The organism is Berryella intestinalis, assembly GCF_000814825.1.
Classification (GTDB): domain Bacteria; phylum Actinomycetota; class Coriobacteriia; order Coriobacteriales; family Eggerthellaceae; genus Berryella; species Berryella intestinalis.
Map to the genome: position 1 here is coordinate 336,922 of NZ_CP009302.1, position 13,546 is coordinate 350,467.

The window sequence follows — 13,546 nt, forward strand, 5'->3', positions numbered from 1 at the left end:
CTAGTTTCCGCCTCCGGCAACGAGGGCGGCCGACTCTTCGACGAACCGCCTCGTCAGCCCCTCCCAGGAAAGGGAGTCGACGCGCGCGGGCCTATGGGGCATCGCGAGGCATGCGATGATCGCATCGGCCAGGCGCCGCTCGAACGCGGGCAGGTCTTCTTCGAAAGGCTCGTCTACGGCCTTCATCCGCGGGGGCGCCACCCATACGATGGGGGCGTCGGGGAGGTTTTTCTCGAACCAGGGCCGCAGGCCGGGCAGGTCGGAGAGAACCACCTTGCAGCCGCAGGCCAAGGCCTCGATAGCCGATAACGGCAGCCCGTCGAAGAACGAGGGCAGCACGAAGACCTCGCGCGAGCGGTACTTTTCCACCAGCTCGTCGAGGGGTATGCGCCCGGTCAGCGTCACGGGCCATGCGCAGTCCCGCGCCCGATCGCAGATGGCCTGGAACTCCTGCGCGTCGCTTCCGTGGCCTCCCACGAGGTCGAGCGAGAACCCGGCGGGCACCTGCTCGGCCGAGACGAGGTTCAAAGCCTCGACCAGCGCCTGCGCTCCCTTCGCGCGGGATACCTTGCCCACGAACACCAGTGATCCCCTCGCGCGCTCGACGGGCTTTCCACCGAGGTTGAAGGTTTCCCGATCGAATCCCGGGCCGGTCTGGATGATCCGCTCGGGATCGACGCCGTAGATCCGCTCGATCTCGGATTGCTGCTGCGCATGGAGGGCGAAGATGCGGTCGAGGGAGCGCACGGCCCGGACGATGCGGTCGCGCTCGAGGCCGTGCTGTTCCATCTGGCGCAGGTCGGTGGAGTGGCAAAACGCCACGACGGGCCGATCCGCCACGGTTTCGCGCACGATGCCGGTCAGCAGGTACAGGTGGTGGCAGACGACGATGTCGGGATCGAAGGAGTCCAGCACGCCCGATAGCGCGCGGGAAAACGCCGACTCGAACGCGGCGACCGCATCGGGCGCGAGGTCGCGGTAGCGGGTGGAGGGGTAGGGCATGGAATCCGACATGCCGCACACGTTGAACGGCAGCTCGGCGGTGCCGAACCGCACGGGGACGACCGCGGTTTGCCCCGGCAGGGTCTCGATTGCCTCCCCGTCTTCGATACCGCAGATCACGGCGGTATCGTGACCCAGCGCAAGCTCCTGCTCGACGGTATGGGCGAGGAATATGCCGCTTCCGGTAAAGTCGGGTTTCTGGGCTATGACGTTGAGAATCTTCAAGGGGTTCCTCGTTTCGCTTCGGACGGCCGCGCGAGGGCGGCATCGGGGAGTGCGCCATGATATTCACCCCGTTCGCGCCGGGCTTCGGGTTCGGCTCGAACGGGCGCTTCCGGTCGATCGGCATGGGAAGGGCGACGCAGCCCCGACTCCTCGGACGACGCGTTTCGCAGAAGGTATGTCGCAGAAAGGCGGGCGTCCGAAGCAGAAAGGCGAGCGCCCGTGCATCTGCATTGTAGCGCATCGGGCGCCTGCCATGTAAACGGACGGTCAACTCCGCGATGGCCCGCCGGACCGCATCGGGCCGCACGCCGACGTGTTTTGCTCCCCATGGGGAAAACGCCGCGCCGCGTCGATCCCCCTGTGCTAAAGTGATACGAAATTAAGAAAGGTAACACTCCAGAAAGGACGGCGTGCACATGCTTACGAGGCGAGGGTTTGTGAAGATGTCGGCATCGGTTGCGGCTGCCGTGTCGATGGGCGGCCTGCTTTCTTCCTGCGGGGCCTCCCGCCCGGCCCCATCGGGTGGATCGTCGGTTAAGAACCAGGTGGTGATCGCGATGTCGACCGGATCGGAACCCGAGGCGGGCTTCGATCCGATTATGGGATGGGGCGACGGCGGTCACGGGCACGAGCCGCTGATCCAGTCGACGCTCGTTTCAACCGACGAGCACCTTGCGTTCCAGAACGATCTCGCCACGTCGTATTCGGTGTCGGATGACGGTCTGACGTGGACGTTCAAGATTCGCAGCGATGTGAAGTTCACCGATGGGGAGCCCCTGACAGCTCGCGACGTCGCCTTCACGTTCAACTCCATAATGAACGCGCCGGCATCGGAAGTGGATCTGTCGTTCCTCACGGGCGTGTCGGCCCCCGACGACGAAACCGCGGTGTTCTCGCTTTCGAAACCGTTCAACGCCCTGCTCTATCTGGTTGCGAACATCGGTATCGTTCCCGAGCACGCTTACGGTCCCGATTACGGTTCCAATCCGATCGGCTCGGGGCGCTACAAGCTGGAGCAGTGGGACAGGGGCCAGCAGGCCATCCTGGTATCCAATCCCGACTACTACGGGGCCGCTCCGACGATAGAGCGCGTTGTGGCGCTTTTCATGGCGGAGGACGCGGCGCTGGCGGCGGTGCAGTCGGGTCAGGCCGACGTAGCCTACACGTCGGCGGTGCTATCCTCGGCGACGGTGCCCGGCTATTCCCTTGCGGGTTATGCGTCGGTTGATTCGCGCGGCATATCGCTGCCGATGGCGGCGCCCGGCGAAACCCGGATCGGGGCAGATGGCGTGGTCTACCCCGTGGGAAACAAGGTGACGTGCGACCTTTCCATCAGGCGCGCCATCAACTACGGGCTCGATCGCCAGAAGCTGGTCGACGAGATCCTCAACGGACACGGATCGGTTGCGTACAGCGTCGGCGACGGCATGCCCTGGGCTTCCGACGATATGAAGTGCGGCACCGATGTCGAACGCGCTAAGTCGATCCTCGCCGAGGGCGGATGGACGGCGGCAAGCGACGGCGTTTTGGAGAAAGACGGCGTGCGCGCCGAGTTCGACCTGTACTACCCGGCCAACGACAGCGTGCGTCAATCGTTCGCCCACGAGTTCTCCAGCCAGATGCGCGAGCTGGGCATTGCGGTGAGCCTGCGCGGAACCGACTGGGACGAGATCTTCGCCCATGGGTATTCCGACCCCGTCTTGTGGGGATGGGGGACCAACAGCCCCCTCGAAACCTACACACTGTACCGCTCGTCCAGCGAGGGCAACTACGCAGGCTATGCCAACCAGGACTGCGACGCCTACCTTGACGCCGCCCTTGCGCAGCCCAGCGTCGAAGAGTCGTTCGCGTATTGGAAGCGCGCGCAGTGGGACGGGTCGCAGGGCTTCGCTCCGCAAGGAGAGGCCGCCTGGGTGTGGATGGCAAACATCGACCATCTGTACTTCGTGCGCGACGGCCTTAACATAGCGCCCCAGAAACCCCATCCGCACGGACACGGTTGGTCGTTGGCGAACAACGTCGATCGATGGACCTGGTAGGGCGCGTGAGAGGCGCTGCGCTGAGCCGTTTCGTCGCAGGGAATCTGGCGAGGTTCGCGCTGCTGATGGTTGCCGTCAGCGTGCTCGTGTTCGTGCTGGTGAGCGTCTCTCCCATAGATCCGGTCCAGGCAAACGTCGGTCAGGCCGCCTATGCGAGCATGTCGCCCGAGAAGAAAGCCGAGCTCGCTCGGGTGTGGGGCGGCGGGATTCCGCTATGGGAGCGCTATGCGGCCTGGGCGTCGGCGTTCGTCCAAGGGGACTGGGGCACCTCGCTGAGGTTCAACGCCCCGGTGCTCGACGTGATCGCTCAGCGGGCGGGTAACACGCTTTTGCTGATGGCGGTTGCCTGGGCGGTCAGCGGCGCGGTGGGCTTCGCGCTGGGCGTTCTCGCCGCGATGCGCCGGGGAGGCGTCGTCGACAGGCTGGTGAAGGGGTACTGCTACGTTTTGGCGTCCACGCCCTCGTTTTGGCTGGGCTTGGTGTTCCTCGTGGTGTTCAGCGTGCGCTTGGGATGGTTCCCGCTGGGATTCTCGATGCCCATCGGCGTGTCGGCGGCTGACGTGACGTTTGCCGACTTACTGCATCATCTAGCGCTTCCTGCGATCACCCTCTCGGTGACCGGGGTCGCCAACATCGCGCTCCACACGCGCGAGAAGGCCATCGACGTGCTCGAAAGCGACTACATGCGCTTCGCCCGCCTGCGCGGGGCGAGCGAGGGCCGGGCGCTGCGCTCCCACGGTTTGCGGAACCTCGTCCTTCCGGCCATCACGCTGCAGTTCGCATCGGTCGCCGAGATATTCGGTGGATCGGTGCTGGTCGAGCAGGTGTTCTCGTACCCGGGCCTCGGCCAGGCCGCGGTCGTTGCGGCCACGGGCGGCGACGTGGCGCTGCTGGTGGGGATCTCCCTCGTGTCGGCGCTGCTCGTGTTCGGGGGAAACCTGATCGCGAACATCTTGTACGGAGTGGTCGATCCGCGCATACGGCGCGGGGAGGGGGTGACCGCCGATGCCTAGCCTCGACGCTTCCCGGAGCGGCGCACCCGCGCTGCTCCATGTCCCGCGCACATCGCGTTCCAGCAACCGCGTGCGCACGTTGGCGGCCTTCTCGGCGTCGGTCGCCCTGCTGGCGGTCGTGGCGTGGCTGGGCTTCCAGCTCCAAGATGCCGCCTGCGCGACCGATTTCTCCCAGAAGGGGCTCGTGCCGTCGCTGTCGCACCTGTTCGGCACCGACTGGATGGGCCGCGACATGCTGGTGCGCGTCGCCGCCGGGCTTTCCACCAGCATCGCCGTGGGGTTGCTGTCCGCCGCGTTCTCGGCGCTCATCGCGCTTGCGCTGTCGCTTGTCGCGACCTTCGGGGGGCCGAAGGCCGATGCCGCGGTCGCGTGGCTGGTCGATCTGATGATGGGGATTCCCCATATCGTGCTGCTGATCCTCATCTCCTTCGCGTTGGGGAAAGGGGCGGTCGGCATCATCGTGGCGGTTGCGGTGACCCACTGGCCCAGCCTCACGCGCGTGCTGCGCGCCGAGATGCTGCAGCTGCGCCGGTCGCATTTCGTGGCCGCTGCCGGCAAGCTGGGGGCAAGCCGCCTGCAGATCGCCGCGCACCATATGGTTCCCTACGTGCTTCCCCAGCTCATCGTCGGGTTCGTGCTGCTGTTCCCCCATGCGATCCTGCATGAGGCGGCTATCACGTTCCTGGGGTTCGGCCTGCCCCCCGAGCAGCCCGCCATCGGGGTGGTCCTGTCCGAATCGATGTCGTACCTTTCGGCGGGCATGTGGTGGCTGGCGGTGTTTCCCGGCCTCGCGCTCATCGCCGTGGTCATGTTGTTCGATCTGGCCGGCTCCAGCCTGCGCAGGCTGGTCGATCCGCGCAGTTCGCAGGAATAGGGGAAGAGATGGGAAGCGAAGGCTGCAAAACCGGGCTCGGCGATCCCAGCCGCGTGGGCGGGAGATCCGCATCGGGCAGCTCCGATCCCTGCGCGCACGGGGGCGACCTGCTGCGTGTCGAGGGGCTGAGCATCGGGTTTCGCATGTACGACGAGGATTCCCCGTCGTTTTTCCACGCGCGGCGCCGCGAGAGGCGCGTGATCGACAACCTCTGCCTGTCGGTCGATCGGGGCGAGATCGTGGCGGTCGTCGGGGCTTCGGGATCGGGAAAGACCCTGCTGGCAAACGCCGTTCTGGGGTCGTTCGAGCCGAACGCCGTCGTGTCGGGCGACATATGGTTCGAAGGGCGTCGCATGGACGCCCGCGCCCTTGCGGCCGTTCGGGGAAACGGGATATCGCTCGTTCCGCAGAGCGTGGCGTTCCTCGACCCGCTCATGAAGGTGGGTCGGCAGGTCGAGGGGTTGGTCGCGTCGGGCGATGCGGACATGCGCCGCGCCCGCAGAAAAGAGCTGTTCTCCCGCTATCGGCTGGACGAGCGCGTGGCCGATCTGTACCCCTTCGAGCTGTCCGGGGGGATGGCGCGGCGCGTGCTGCTGTGCTGCGCGCTGATCGACGAGCCGCGCCTGATCATCGCCGACGAGCCCACGCCCGGACTTGACCTGCCCCTGGCCCTGAAGGCGCTGGGGGATTTCCGCTCGTTTGCCGATACGGGCGGCGGCGTCGTTCTGATCACCCACGATATCGAGCTGGCTCTCAAGGCGGCCGACCGCGTGGCGGTGTTCAAAGACGGGACCGTGGTCGAAGAGGCGCCGGTGGGCTGCTTCGACGACCCCGAATGCCTTGCCCACCCGTTTTCCCGCGCGCTGTGGCATGCGCTTCCCTCGCATGACTTCGCGGTTTTGGGGGAAGCGCGGGCGGCGGGGTCGCTGTGGACGGCGCCCGCTGCAACGGGCGATGCGGAAGGGAGGCGGTAGGGATGGCACTCGAAGCTTGCAACGTCACGTTCGGCTATCCGGAGGGCGGGCCGGTCCTCTACCGGGATTTCTCCCTGTCTGTCGAGCCTTCGGAGCGCGTGGCCCTGGATGCGCCCTCGGGCGCTGGGAAAACGACGCTCTGCCGTCTGCTGGCAGGTTACGAGAGGCCTTCGTCGGGGTATGTCGCGGTGGACGGGGAGCTGTTTTCCAAGCGCGGCGCCTGCCCCGTTCAGCTGATAGGGCAGCATCCCGAGCACGCGCTTGATCCGCGCATGAGGATGGAGCGGTCTCTGCGCGAAGCGGGCGAGGTCCCTGCCGATGCGCTCGACGCGCTGGGCATCAAGGGCGAATGGCTCCGCAGGTTTCCCCACGAGCTGTCGGGCGGCGAGCTGCAGCGGTTCTGCATCGCGCGCGCCGTGGCCGTGCATCCGCGCTACCTGATCGCAGACGAGATATCGACCATGCTCGATGCTATCACCCAGGCCGAGATATGGCGCTACCTGCTCGAGGCGATTGCGCGGGAGGACATGGGGCTCGTGTTCGTCTCCCACAGCCCCGACCTCGCGGCCCGCATCGCCACGAGGTCGGTGGGTCTGGGCGCGCGAGGTTAGCGCGCCGTGCCCCCGACTTCGAGCGGGGGCGAAGCCGGGGGCGCTCGTCGAAGATGCTGCGCGCGTTACCTCGCTGCCTTGGGGAGCGAGTTCTTCAGAAGCTCGGAGAGCTCTTCGTCACCGAGGTCGTATCCGTACATGGTCTTGTAGTACGTCTTGGCAGCATCTTGGATGCTGTCGTCGAACGCGTTGGGGTAGAGCAGACGGGCGAACCACTGCATACCCAGCAGTTGGTTGACGGTGGGCGGGTTGTTCATCCAGCACCAAGGGCTGTTCGGCACTTCGTAGTAGTTGCCGCTCGAGATGGCCGATATGCCGGCCCAGGCCGGATCGCTGCCAACCGCGTCGTAGACGCTGCCCTTTTGGAAGATGATCAGGTCGGGGTTCCACAGGGCTATCTGCTCGAGGCTCACCTCGTTGCCGCTGCCCTTGCCCGACGCATTGTCCACCACCGCGACGTTGTCGGACACCATGTCGACGACTTGGGCCTGACCCGATGTTTTCGCAATGGCGTTCAGCCCGTTTTCGCCCAGAAGGTAGGCAGCCCTCACGCGTTCGGACTCGGGTATCGCGGCCATGGCGTCCTGAGTGGTTTTATAGACGCTCGAGCAGTATTCGGACAGCTGGTTGCCGCGGTCCTCGCGTCCCAGAAGTTCGCCGAGCGTCTTGTAGGTATCCCCGTAATCTTCGAGGTAGGCCTTCACGAACACCACGGGGATGCCCAGCTGTTCCTGCAAGGCGTCAAGGCGTTCGACGGAGTCTTTCTTCACTTCGCCTGTATCGATGATGACCTGGGGTGCGGCGGCCGCAACGGCTTCGCGGTTGAAGTCGTCTTTTGCCCCCAGAACGGCTCCGAACACCGGATAGTCCTTGAATTGGTCGCCGAAGACCTTCAGCTGATCGTCGTTGAGCTTCTGGGACAGGCCCACCATGAGGTCGGGTGCCATGGTGAGCAGAACCTGCTGGGCGGTGTGGCCCGACGGGCAGATTCTCGTGATGTGGGCGGGCAGCTCCACCTCGCGTCCCAGCGAGTCGGTGAACACCCGTGTGTCGGATGCCGTCTGAGGGGTTTCCGTCGCCGCCGGGGTGTCGCTCGATCCCTTCGCGCAACCGGCCATGCCGAGCGCGCCGAGACCGAGCGTCGCAGAGCAGAGCACCGCCACCGCTTTTCTCATGAACGTTCTTCTTGTGATGCGCATACGTCCTACGTCCTTTCCGATCCGCGGTTTTCCCTGCCGCATGCGGTTATCTCATGCACAGGCACGCATACGCGCACCTTGTCGCCGTAAAGGGAGCTCACCTCGACGTCTACTCCGTAGATCCTGCTGACCAGGTCTGATGTGACGACCTCGCGGGGGTCTCCGTACGCTTCCAGGCCGCCCGAACGTAAGACCAGCGTCTTATCCGCGTAGAGGAACGCGTGGTCGGGGTTGTGCGTGGACTGCACGATGGAGAGTCCCTCGCGCGCGAGCTGTCGGATTCGCGAAAGCACGCGCACCGTGTTGCCGTAGTCCAGGGCGCTGGTCGGTTCGTCCATGACGATGGTTCTCGCATCCTGAGCCAGGGCTCGCGCGATGAGAACGAGCTGCTGTTCCCCGCCCGAGAGGCGCGTGTACAGCCGGTGGGCGAACTGTTCGATTCCGACGCGCTCGAGCGCTTCGTAGGCGCGCTTTCGTTGCTCGCAACCCGGGTTCCAGAGCACCTTCATGCTGCTTCCCGTGGCCATGAGCACCACGTCGAGCACTTCGTAGTCGTACACGGGCGCATGGGTTTGGGGGATGTAGGATATCTCGCGCGCCCGCTGCCTGATCGAAAGCTCCCTGACGTCTTTGCCGTTTACCAGAATGCGGCCCGAGTAGCGTTGGTTGAGTCCCAGGATGCAGCGGAACAGCGTCGACTTCCCCACGCCGTTCGGCCCGAGCACGTTCACGAGGCAGCCGTCGGGGACCTCGAAGCTGAGGTCGTGCAGGATCTCTCGGTTGCCATACGAGAATCCCAGGTGTTCGACGCGTATGCTCATAGCTTCTTCTTTCTCGTTATGAGATATAGGAAGAAGGGCGCCCCTGCAAACGCCGTGAGGATGCCGATCGGGATCTCGGCGGTGGTCGCCAGGCGGGCGATATCGTCGACCGCGAGGAGAAATCCCGATCCCATCAGCATGGAGGCGGGGATGAGCTTGCGGTAGTCGGCTCCCACCAGCATGCGGCACAGGTGCGGGATGACGAGGCCGACCCAGCCGATCATGCCGGTAACCGAGACGCAGGCCGCGGTGAGGAACGTGGCCGCAACGATGATGACGAGCCGGACGAGGCGGGCGTTCACGCCCATAGTGGCAGCCTCGTCGTCGCCCATGACCAGGATGTTGATGCGCCATCGAAGGACGAACAGGGTCGCAAGGCCTGCAAGGAGGATGGGCGCCACCGTCGCCACCTGCGTCATTTTCGCGCCGGTGAGGCTGCCCATCAGCCAGTAGGTGATGTCGGCCAACTCGTCGGTCGGATCTGCCACCAGCTTCGCATAGGATACCCCGGCCGAGAACAGGGAGCTCACCATGATTCCCGCCAGCACGACCACCATCATATGGTTGCCCCTCGCCCGCGCGCTTACGGTCAGCACGAGGAACACGGTGAGGATCGAGAAGCAGAAGGCGGACACCGACACCATGGCGCCGGTGAATCCGGAAAGGATCGCGACTGCGGCTCCGAACGCCGCCCCTTGGCTTGCTCCCAGGATATCGGGGGAAACCAGGGGGTTTTGAAACGTGCCCTGGTATGCCGCGCCTGCGGCGGACAGGCAGCAGCCCACCATAAGCGCGAGCAGGATGCGCGGAAGGCGGACGTTGAAGAACAGCGTTTGCTGCTGGTCGGTCCAGGAGGGATCGAGCGCAACGACGCGGCTTGCGAGCATGGCGAGGGCCTGCGCCGGGTCGATGGGGTAGCGGCCCAGAAGAAGGGAGACGGAGACGATGACGATGCCGATCAGGGCTAAAGCGACGATGACGAGGTCGGCTCGCCTGCTGGCCGCCGATTTCGCCGCGCATGTCGGGGAAGGCTCCGTCTGTCTTTGCATTAGCTCTCCATCAAAATAGATTTATATAAGAATAATATACAAACAAGGATAATGTAGGGGAAAAAGAAACGCGCGGCCGCTGCATTTCGCAGAGCGGCTCGCGCGTCGGGTACGCCTAGCGGGCTGCGGGCTTGGCGGGGACGGTACGGTCCACGAAGTAGATGCGGTACCACACGAGGAACATGTAGACGATCCAGATCTTGCGCGTGTTGTCCTTTGCGCCCTCGCGGTGCTCGTTCAGCAGCTTCACGATCGAGTCCACGTTGAAGAACCGAGCGGCCTCTTCGCTGGTGAAGCAGTCTTTGATCTGCTGGTAGTAGCGCTCTTGGCGCAGCCATCCCACCACGGGGACGGGGAATCCCAGCTTCTCTTTCTGCGCCCAGTCGCGCGGGATCGCGCGTTCGGCGGCCTGGCGCAGCGTGAGTTTGGTCTGGGTGTCGCTCACCTTCTGCTCGGTGGGGATGGTGGCGCTTACCCGGAAGACCTCGCGGTCGAGGAAGGGCACGCGCGATTCGAGCGAATGGGCCATCGACATCTTGTCGGTTTTCAGCAGGATGTCTCCCACCAGCCAGAACTGCAGATCGACGTACTGCATTCTGGTCACCTCGTCCAGCTCGGCGACTTCCGCATACGAGGGGGCGCACAGGGACTGGGGCGAGGGCACGTCGGGAACGCTTTTCAGGATCGCGGCGCGCTCGGCGGGCGAGAACGCCACGCCGTTCGCGTTGGTGTAGTACCAGTCCTCGGCGGTCTGCGACGCGCGCTCGAGGTAGTTCGCGCCGCGGACGCCCAGCGCGCGCATGAGCTTCGACGCGCCGCGCAGCACCGGCTTCGGGCACCATGCGAGCTTCCTGTTCGAGAAGGGGGCCTGGTAGATGCGGTATCCGCCGAAGAACTCGTCGGCGCCTTCCCCGGAAAGGACGGCCTTCACCTGGGTCGCGGCGATCTGGTCGACGAAGTACAGCGCCACGGCGCTGGGGTCGGCCGACGGTTCGTCCATGTGCCACTGGACGCGCGGCAGGCTGGCCCAGTACTCGTCCTCCCCGATGTGCTTGGAGGTGTTGGCGATATGGAGCTCGTCGGCAAGCTCGCGGGCCCAGGTGATCTCGTCGCGCTCGCCCTCGTACTCGGCGAACCCGACGGTGAAGGTCTTGATGGCGGGGTTTTCCTTGGCCAGGCAGGCTGCCATGTAGCTGGAATCGATGCCGCTCGAAAGGAACGATCCGACTTCGACGTCGGCCACATTATGGTAGCGCACCGACTCGCGCATGGCGCGGTCGATCGCCTCGACCGTATCGGCCTCGCTGCGTTCGCCGTCGAAGCGGTACTCGGGTCTCCACCAGCGGCGCATCTCCAGGGCCCCGTCCGCCTTCACGCGCATGCAGTGGCCCTGCGGCAGTTTGAAGACGCCCTTGAAGAACGTCTCGTCAAGCGCGGAGAACTGGAAGCACAGGTACTGGGCGAGGGCCTCTTCGTTCAGCTCGCGCTCGTAGGCGGGATGCTCGAGGATGCTCTTGATCTCGGAGGCGAAGATGAAGCGCCCGCCGGCCTCGGTGTAGTAGAAGGGCTTGATGCCGAAGAAGTCCCGTGCGCAGAACAGCTCGCGGGTCCGCCTGTCCCAGATGGCGAAGGCGAACATGCCGCGCAGCCGCTCGAGCATGTCCTCCCCCCAGGCGAGGTAGCTCACCAGCAGCACCTCGGTATCCGAGTGCGTGGAGAACTCCCAGCCGTCGGCCTCCAGCTCTTCGCGCAGGTCGCGGTAGTTGTAGATCTCGCCGTTGAAGACGATGGCCAGATCCCCCTTGGCCTTCATCGAAGCCTCGTCCGCGCACGGAGACCCGTCCGCGCGCAGGGCGGGGGAGGTGACGCGCGCGGAGCGCTCGGCGGTTGCGCGCACCATGGGCTGGTTGCCCCCTTCGAGGTCGATCAGGGACAGCCTGCGATGCCCGAGCGCGATGCCGTCATCGAGGTAGCGCCCCTCGCCGTCGGGACCGCGATGCTCCATGATGTCGCACATGGATGCGAGGATCGCCCCGTCTTGCTCAGTCGCGCCGGTAAAGCCGCAGATGCCGCACATGAGACCGCTCTCCTTGCCGTGGGATTCCGTGGGTTTTCGTCGTTAGCGGATTAATGATAGCCGAATACCATTAGCCGATGTTTCCTCTATGCAAAGTCGCTATAATGTGCAAATTCCCAGATTGCCTATGGAAGGGTGCGTTCGGGTAGAACGCGTGGAAAAAGAAGAGGAGAGGAAATGGCATCAAATAACGAAGTGCGCTCAGCCTGGTCAGGGCGGTGGGCGTTCGTGTTGGCCGGCGCGGCTTCCGCCGTGGGCCTGGGCAACATGTGGCGGTTCCCGTATCTGGCCGCGAAATACGGCGGTGGAACGTTCATCCTGACGTACCTGCTGCTGGTGTTCACCTTCGGCGTGTCGCTGCTGCTGCTCGAGACGGCTCTGGGCCGCAAGACCGGCCTGTCGGCGATCGGCGCATTCAAGCATTTCGGCAAGAAGTTCGCATTCATCGGCGTTCTGGCTTCCGCTGTGCCCTTCATCATCACCCCGTACTACAGCATCATCGGCGGTTGGGTGACGAAGTACGCAGCGGCATATCTAATGAACGGCCCCGCCGCCCTCGCTGACGGCGGCAACTTCTTCGTCGGCTTCATCACCAGCCCGGTCGAGAGCTTCCTGTGGATGGGCATCTTCATGGCCATCGTGTTCGTCGTGGTCGGCCTCGGCGTCGAGGGCGGCATCGAGAAGACGAACATGTTCATGATGCCCGCGCTGATCATCATGGCCATCGGCATCGCCATCTACACCATGACCATGCCCGGCGCGCTCGACGGCGTTGCGTACTACCTGGTGCCCGACTTCGCCAAGCTGTCCCCCGAGCTGTTCATCGGCGCTTTGGGCCAGATGTTCTACAGCCTGTCTTTGGCCATGGGCATCATGATCACGTACGGATCGTACCTGGACAAGAAGTCCAGCCTCACGTCCAGCGTGAGCCAGATCGGCATGTTCGACCTGGGCGTTTCCATTCTCGCCGGCCTTATGATCGTCCCGGCGGCCTTCGTGGCCATGGGCTCGGGCGAGGCGGTTGCCGCGAAGTCCGGCCCCTCGCTGATGTTCATCACCCTGCCCTCGGTGTTCGAGAGCATGGGGGGCATCGCCGCCGTTTTGGGCTTCCTGTTCTTCCTGCTGGTTCTGTTCGCAGCCCTCACCAGCGCGATCTCCCTGGTCGAGACGTGCGTGTCCATCATCCAGGACGGTGCTGGCTGGTCGCGCAAGAAGTCGTTCGTCACCACCATCATCGTCGTGGTCGTGGCGGGCATCTTCATCAACCTCGGCTACAACGGCCTCAGCTTCGTCCAGCCGCTGGGCGAGGGCTCGTCGATCCTCGATCTGTTCGACTTCATCTCGAACTCGGTGATCATGCCCATCGTCGCGCTGCTCACCTGCGTGTTCGTCGGCTGGATCCTCAAGCCCCAGACGCTTATCGACGAAGTCGAGCTCACCGGCCCCTTCAAGCTGAAGAGTGCGTGGACGGTTATGATCAAGTACGTGGCGCCCGTCCTGGTGACGGTGATCCTCATCGCGTACGTGGGTGCCCAGTTCGGCATCTTCAAGTTCTAAACGGATTGCAGGTGCGGGCGCAGGCCCGAAGGGCGGCCCCGCACCGCAGTTGCGAGCGAGCGCGCAGCAGCATAGTATGTTGCTGCGCGTTTCTGTGTATTCATC

The 13,546-nt window shown here is 64.6% G+C and carries 11 protein-coding genes; 6 read left to right on the forward strand and 5 right to left on the reverse strand.

Going from position 1 to position 13,546, the window contains the following annotated elements; all coding sequences use genetic code 11:
* On the reverse strand, positions 1-1,227 hold the full coding sequence (locus JI75_RS01425) for a glycosyltransferase family 4 protein (protein ID WP_039688177.1): 1,227 nt from the start codon (positions 1,225-1,227) through the stop codon (positions 1-3).
* 416 nt (positions 1,228-1,643) lie between these two features.
* On the opposite strand from JI75_RS01425, the gene JI75_RS01430 reads away from it, so the two are divergent.
* The 5 genes from JI75_RS01430 to JI75_RS01450 are packed head-to-tail and all read left to right on the forward strand — an operon-like array spanning position 1,644 to position 6,738.
* Entirely contained in the window at positions 1,644-3,266 is a 1,623-nt protein-coding gene (locus tag JI75_RS01430) for an ABC transporter substrate-binding protein (protein WP_039688179.1), read from the forward strand.
* Complete coding sequence (locus JI75_RS01435; protein WP_240993193.1) at positions 3,254-4,279, forward strand: ABC transporter permease; 1,026 nt, start codon at positions 3,254-3,256, stop codon at positions 4,277-4,279. The genes JI75_RS01430 and JI75_RS01435 overlap by 13 nt, the downstream gene beginning before the upstream one ends.
* On the forward strand, positions 4,272-5,153 hold the full coding sequence (locus tag JI75_RS01440) for an ABC transporter permease (protein ID WP_039688181.1): 882 nt from the start codon (positions 4,272-4,274) through the stop codon (positions 5,151-5,153). Before JI75_RS01435 ends, JI75_RS01440 begins: the two co-directional genes overlap by 8 nt.
* An 8-nt stretch (positions 5,154-5,161) precedes the next feature.
* Positions 5,162-6,127 carry an ATP-binding cassette domain-containing protein gene (locus JI75_RS01445; RefSeq protein WP_082019697.1) on the forward strand — a complete coding sequence of 322 codons (966 nt, stop codon included), beginning with the start codon at positions 5,162-5,164 and terminating at the stop codon, positions 6,125-6,127.
* Between the two features lie 2 nt (positions 6,128-6,129).
* Positions 6,130-6,738 (forward strand): ABC transporter ATP-binding protein, encoded by a 609-nt coding sequence (locus tag JI75_RS01450; RefSeq protein ID WP_039688183.1) that lies wholly within the window; start codon positions 6,130-6,132, stop codon positions 6,736-6,738.
* A gap of 65 nt (positions 6,739-6,803) precedes the next feature.
* Here JI75_RS01450 and JI75_RS01455 read toward each other — a convergent pair whose 3' ends face one another.
* From JI75_RS01455 to asnB, 4 genes are all read right to left on the reverse strand, one after another.
* A complete protein-coding gene (locus JI75_RS01455; protein WP_039688185.1) occupies positions 6,804-7,913 on the reverse strand; it encodes an ABC transporter substrate-binding protein in 1,110 nt (369 codons plus the stop codon).
* Positions 7,914-7,942: 29 nt separating this feature from the next.
* Positions 7,943-8,758, reverse strand: a complete 816-nt coding sequence (locus JI75_RS01460; RefSeq protein ID WP_039688187.1) for an ABC transporter ATP-binding protein — start codon at positions 8,756-8,758, stop codon at positions 7,943-7,945.
* Positions 8,755-9,807, reverse strand: coding sequence for a FecCD family ABC transporter permease (locus JI75_RS01465; protein ID WP_082019698.1), 1,053 nt, complete (start codon positions 9,805-9,807; stop codon positions 8,755-8,757). The genes JI75_RS01460 and JI75_RS01465 overlap by 4 nt, the downstream gene beginning before the upstream one ends.
* Positions 9,808-9,922: 115 nt before the next feature.
* A complete protein-coding gene (gene asnB, locus JI75_RS01470; protein ID WP_039688189.1) occupies positions 9,923-11,884 on the reverse strand; it encodes an asparagine synthase (glutamine-hydrolyzing) in 1,962 nt (653 codons plus the stop codon).
* A gap of 177 nt (positions 11,885-12,061) precedes the next feature.
* On the opposite strand from asnB, the gene JI75_RS01475 reads away from it, so the two are divergent.
* Positions 12,062-13,441: a sodium-dependent transporter gene (locus JI75_RS01475; protein ID WP_039688191.1), complete on the forward strand. Its 1,380-nt coding sequence runs from the start codon at positions 12,062-12,064 to the stop codon at positions 13,439-13,441.
* The last annotated feature ends 105 nt before the right edge of the window (positions 13,442-13,546 follow it).

Coding starts and splice junctions, on each gene's coding strand:
- asnB (WP_039688189.1), bottom strand. CDS start 11,884: ATGTGCGGCATCTGCGGCTTTACCGGCGCGACTGAGCAAGACGGGGCG.
- JI75_RS01435 (WP_240993193.1), top strand. CDS start 3,254: ATGGACCTGGTAGGGCGCGTGAGAGGCGCTGCGCTGAGCCGTTTCGTC.
- JI75_RS01450 (WP_039688183.1), top strand. CDS start 6,130: ATGGCACTCGAAGCTTGCAACGTCACGTTCGGCTATCCGGAGGGCGGG.
- JI75_RS01465 (WP_082019698.1), bottom strand. CDS start 9,807: ATGCAAAGACAGACGGAGCCTTCCCCGACATGCGCGGCGAAATCGGCG.
- JI75_RS01475 (WP_039688191.1), top strand. CDS start 12,062: ATGGCATCAAATAACGAAGTGCGCTCAGCCTGGTCAGGGCGGTGGGCG.
- JI75_RS01430 (WP_039688179.1), top strand. CDS start 1,644: ATGCTTACGAGGCGAGGGTTTGTGAAGATGTCGGCATCGGTTGCGGCT.
- JI75_RS01440 (WP_039688181.1), top strand. CDS start 4,272: ATGCCTAGCCTCGACGCTTCCCGGAGCGGCGCACCCGCGCTGCTCCAT.
- JI75_RS01460 (WP_039688187.1), bottom strand. CDS start 8,758: ATGAGCATACGCGTCGAACACCTGGGATTCTCGTATGGCAACCGAGAG.
- JI75_RS01455 (WP_039688185.1), bottom strand. CDS start 7,913: ATGAGAAAAGCGGTGGCGGTGCTCTGCTCTGCGACGCTCGGTCTCGGC.
- JI75_RS01445 (WP_082019697.1), top strand. CDS start 5,162: ATGGGAAGCGAAGGCTGCAAAACCGGGCTCGGCGATCCCAGCCGCGTG.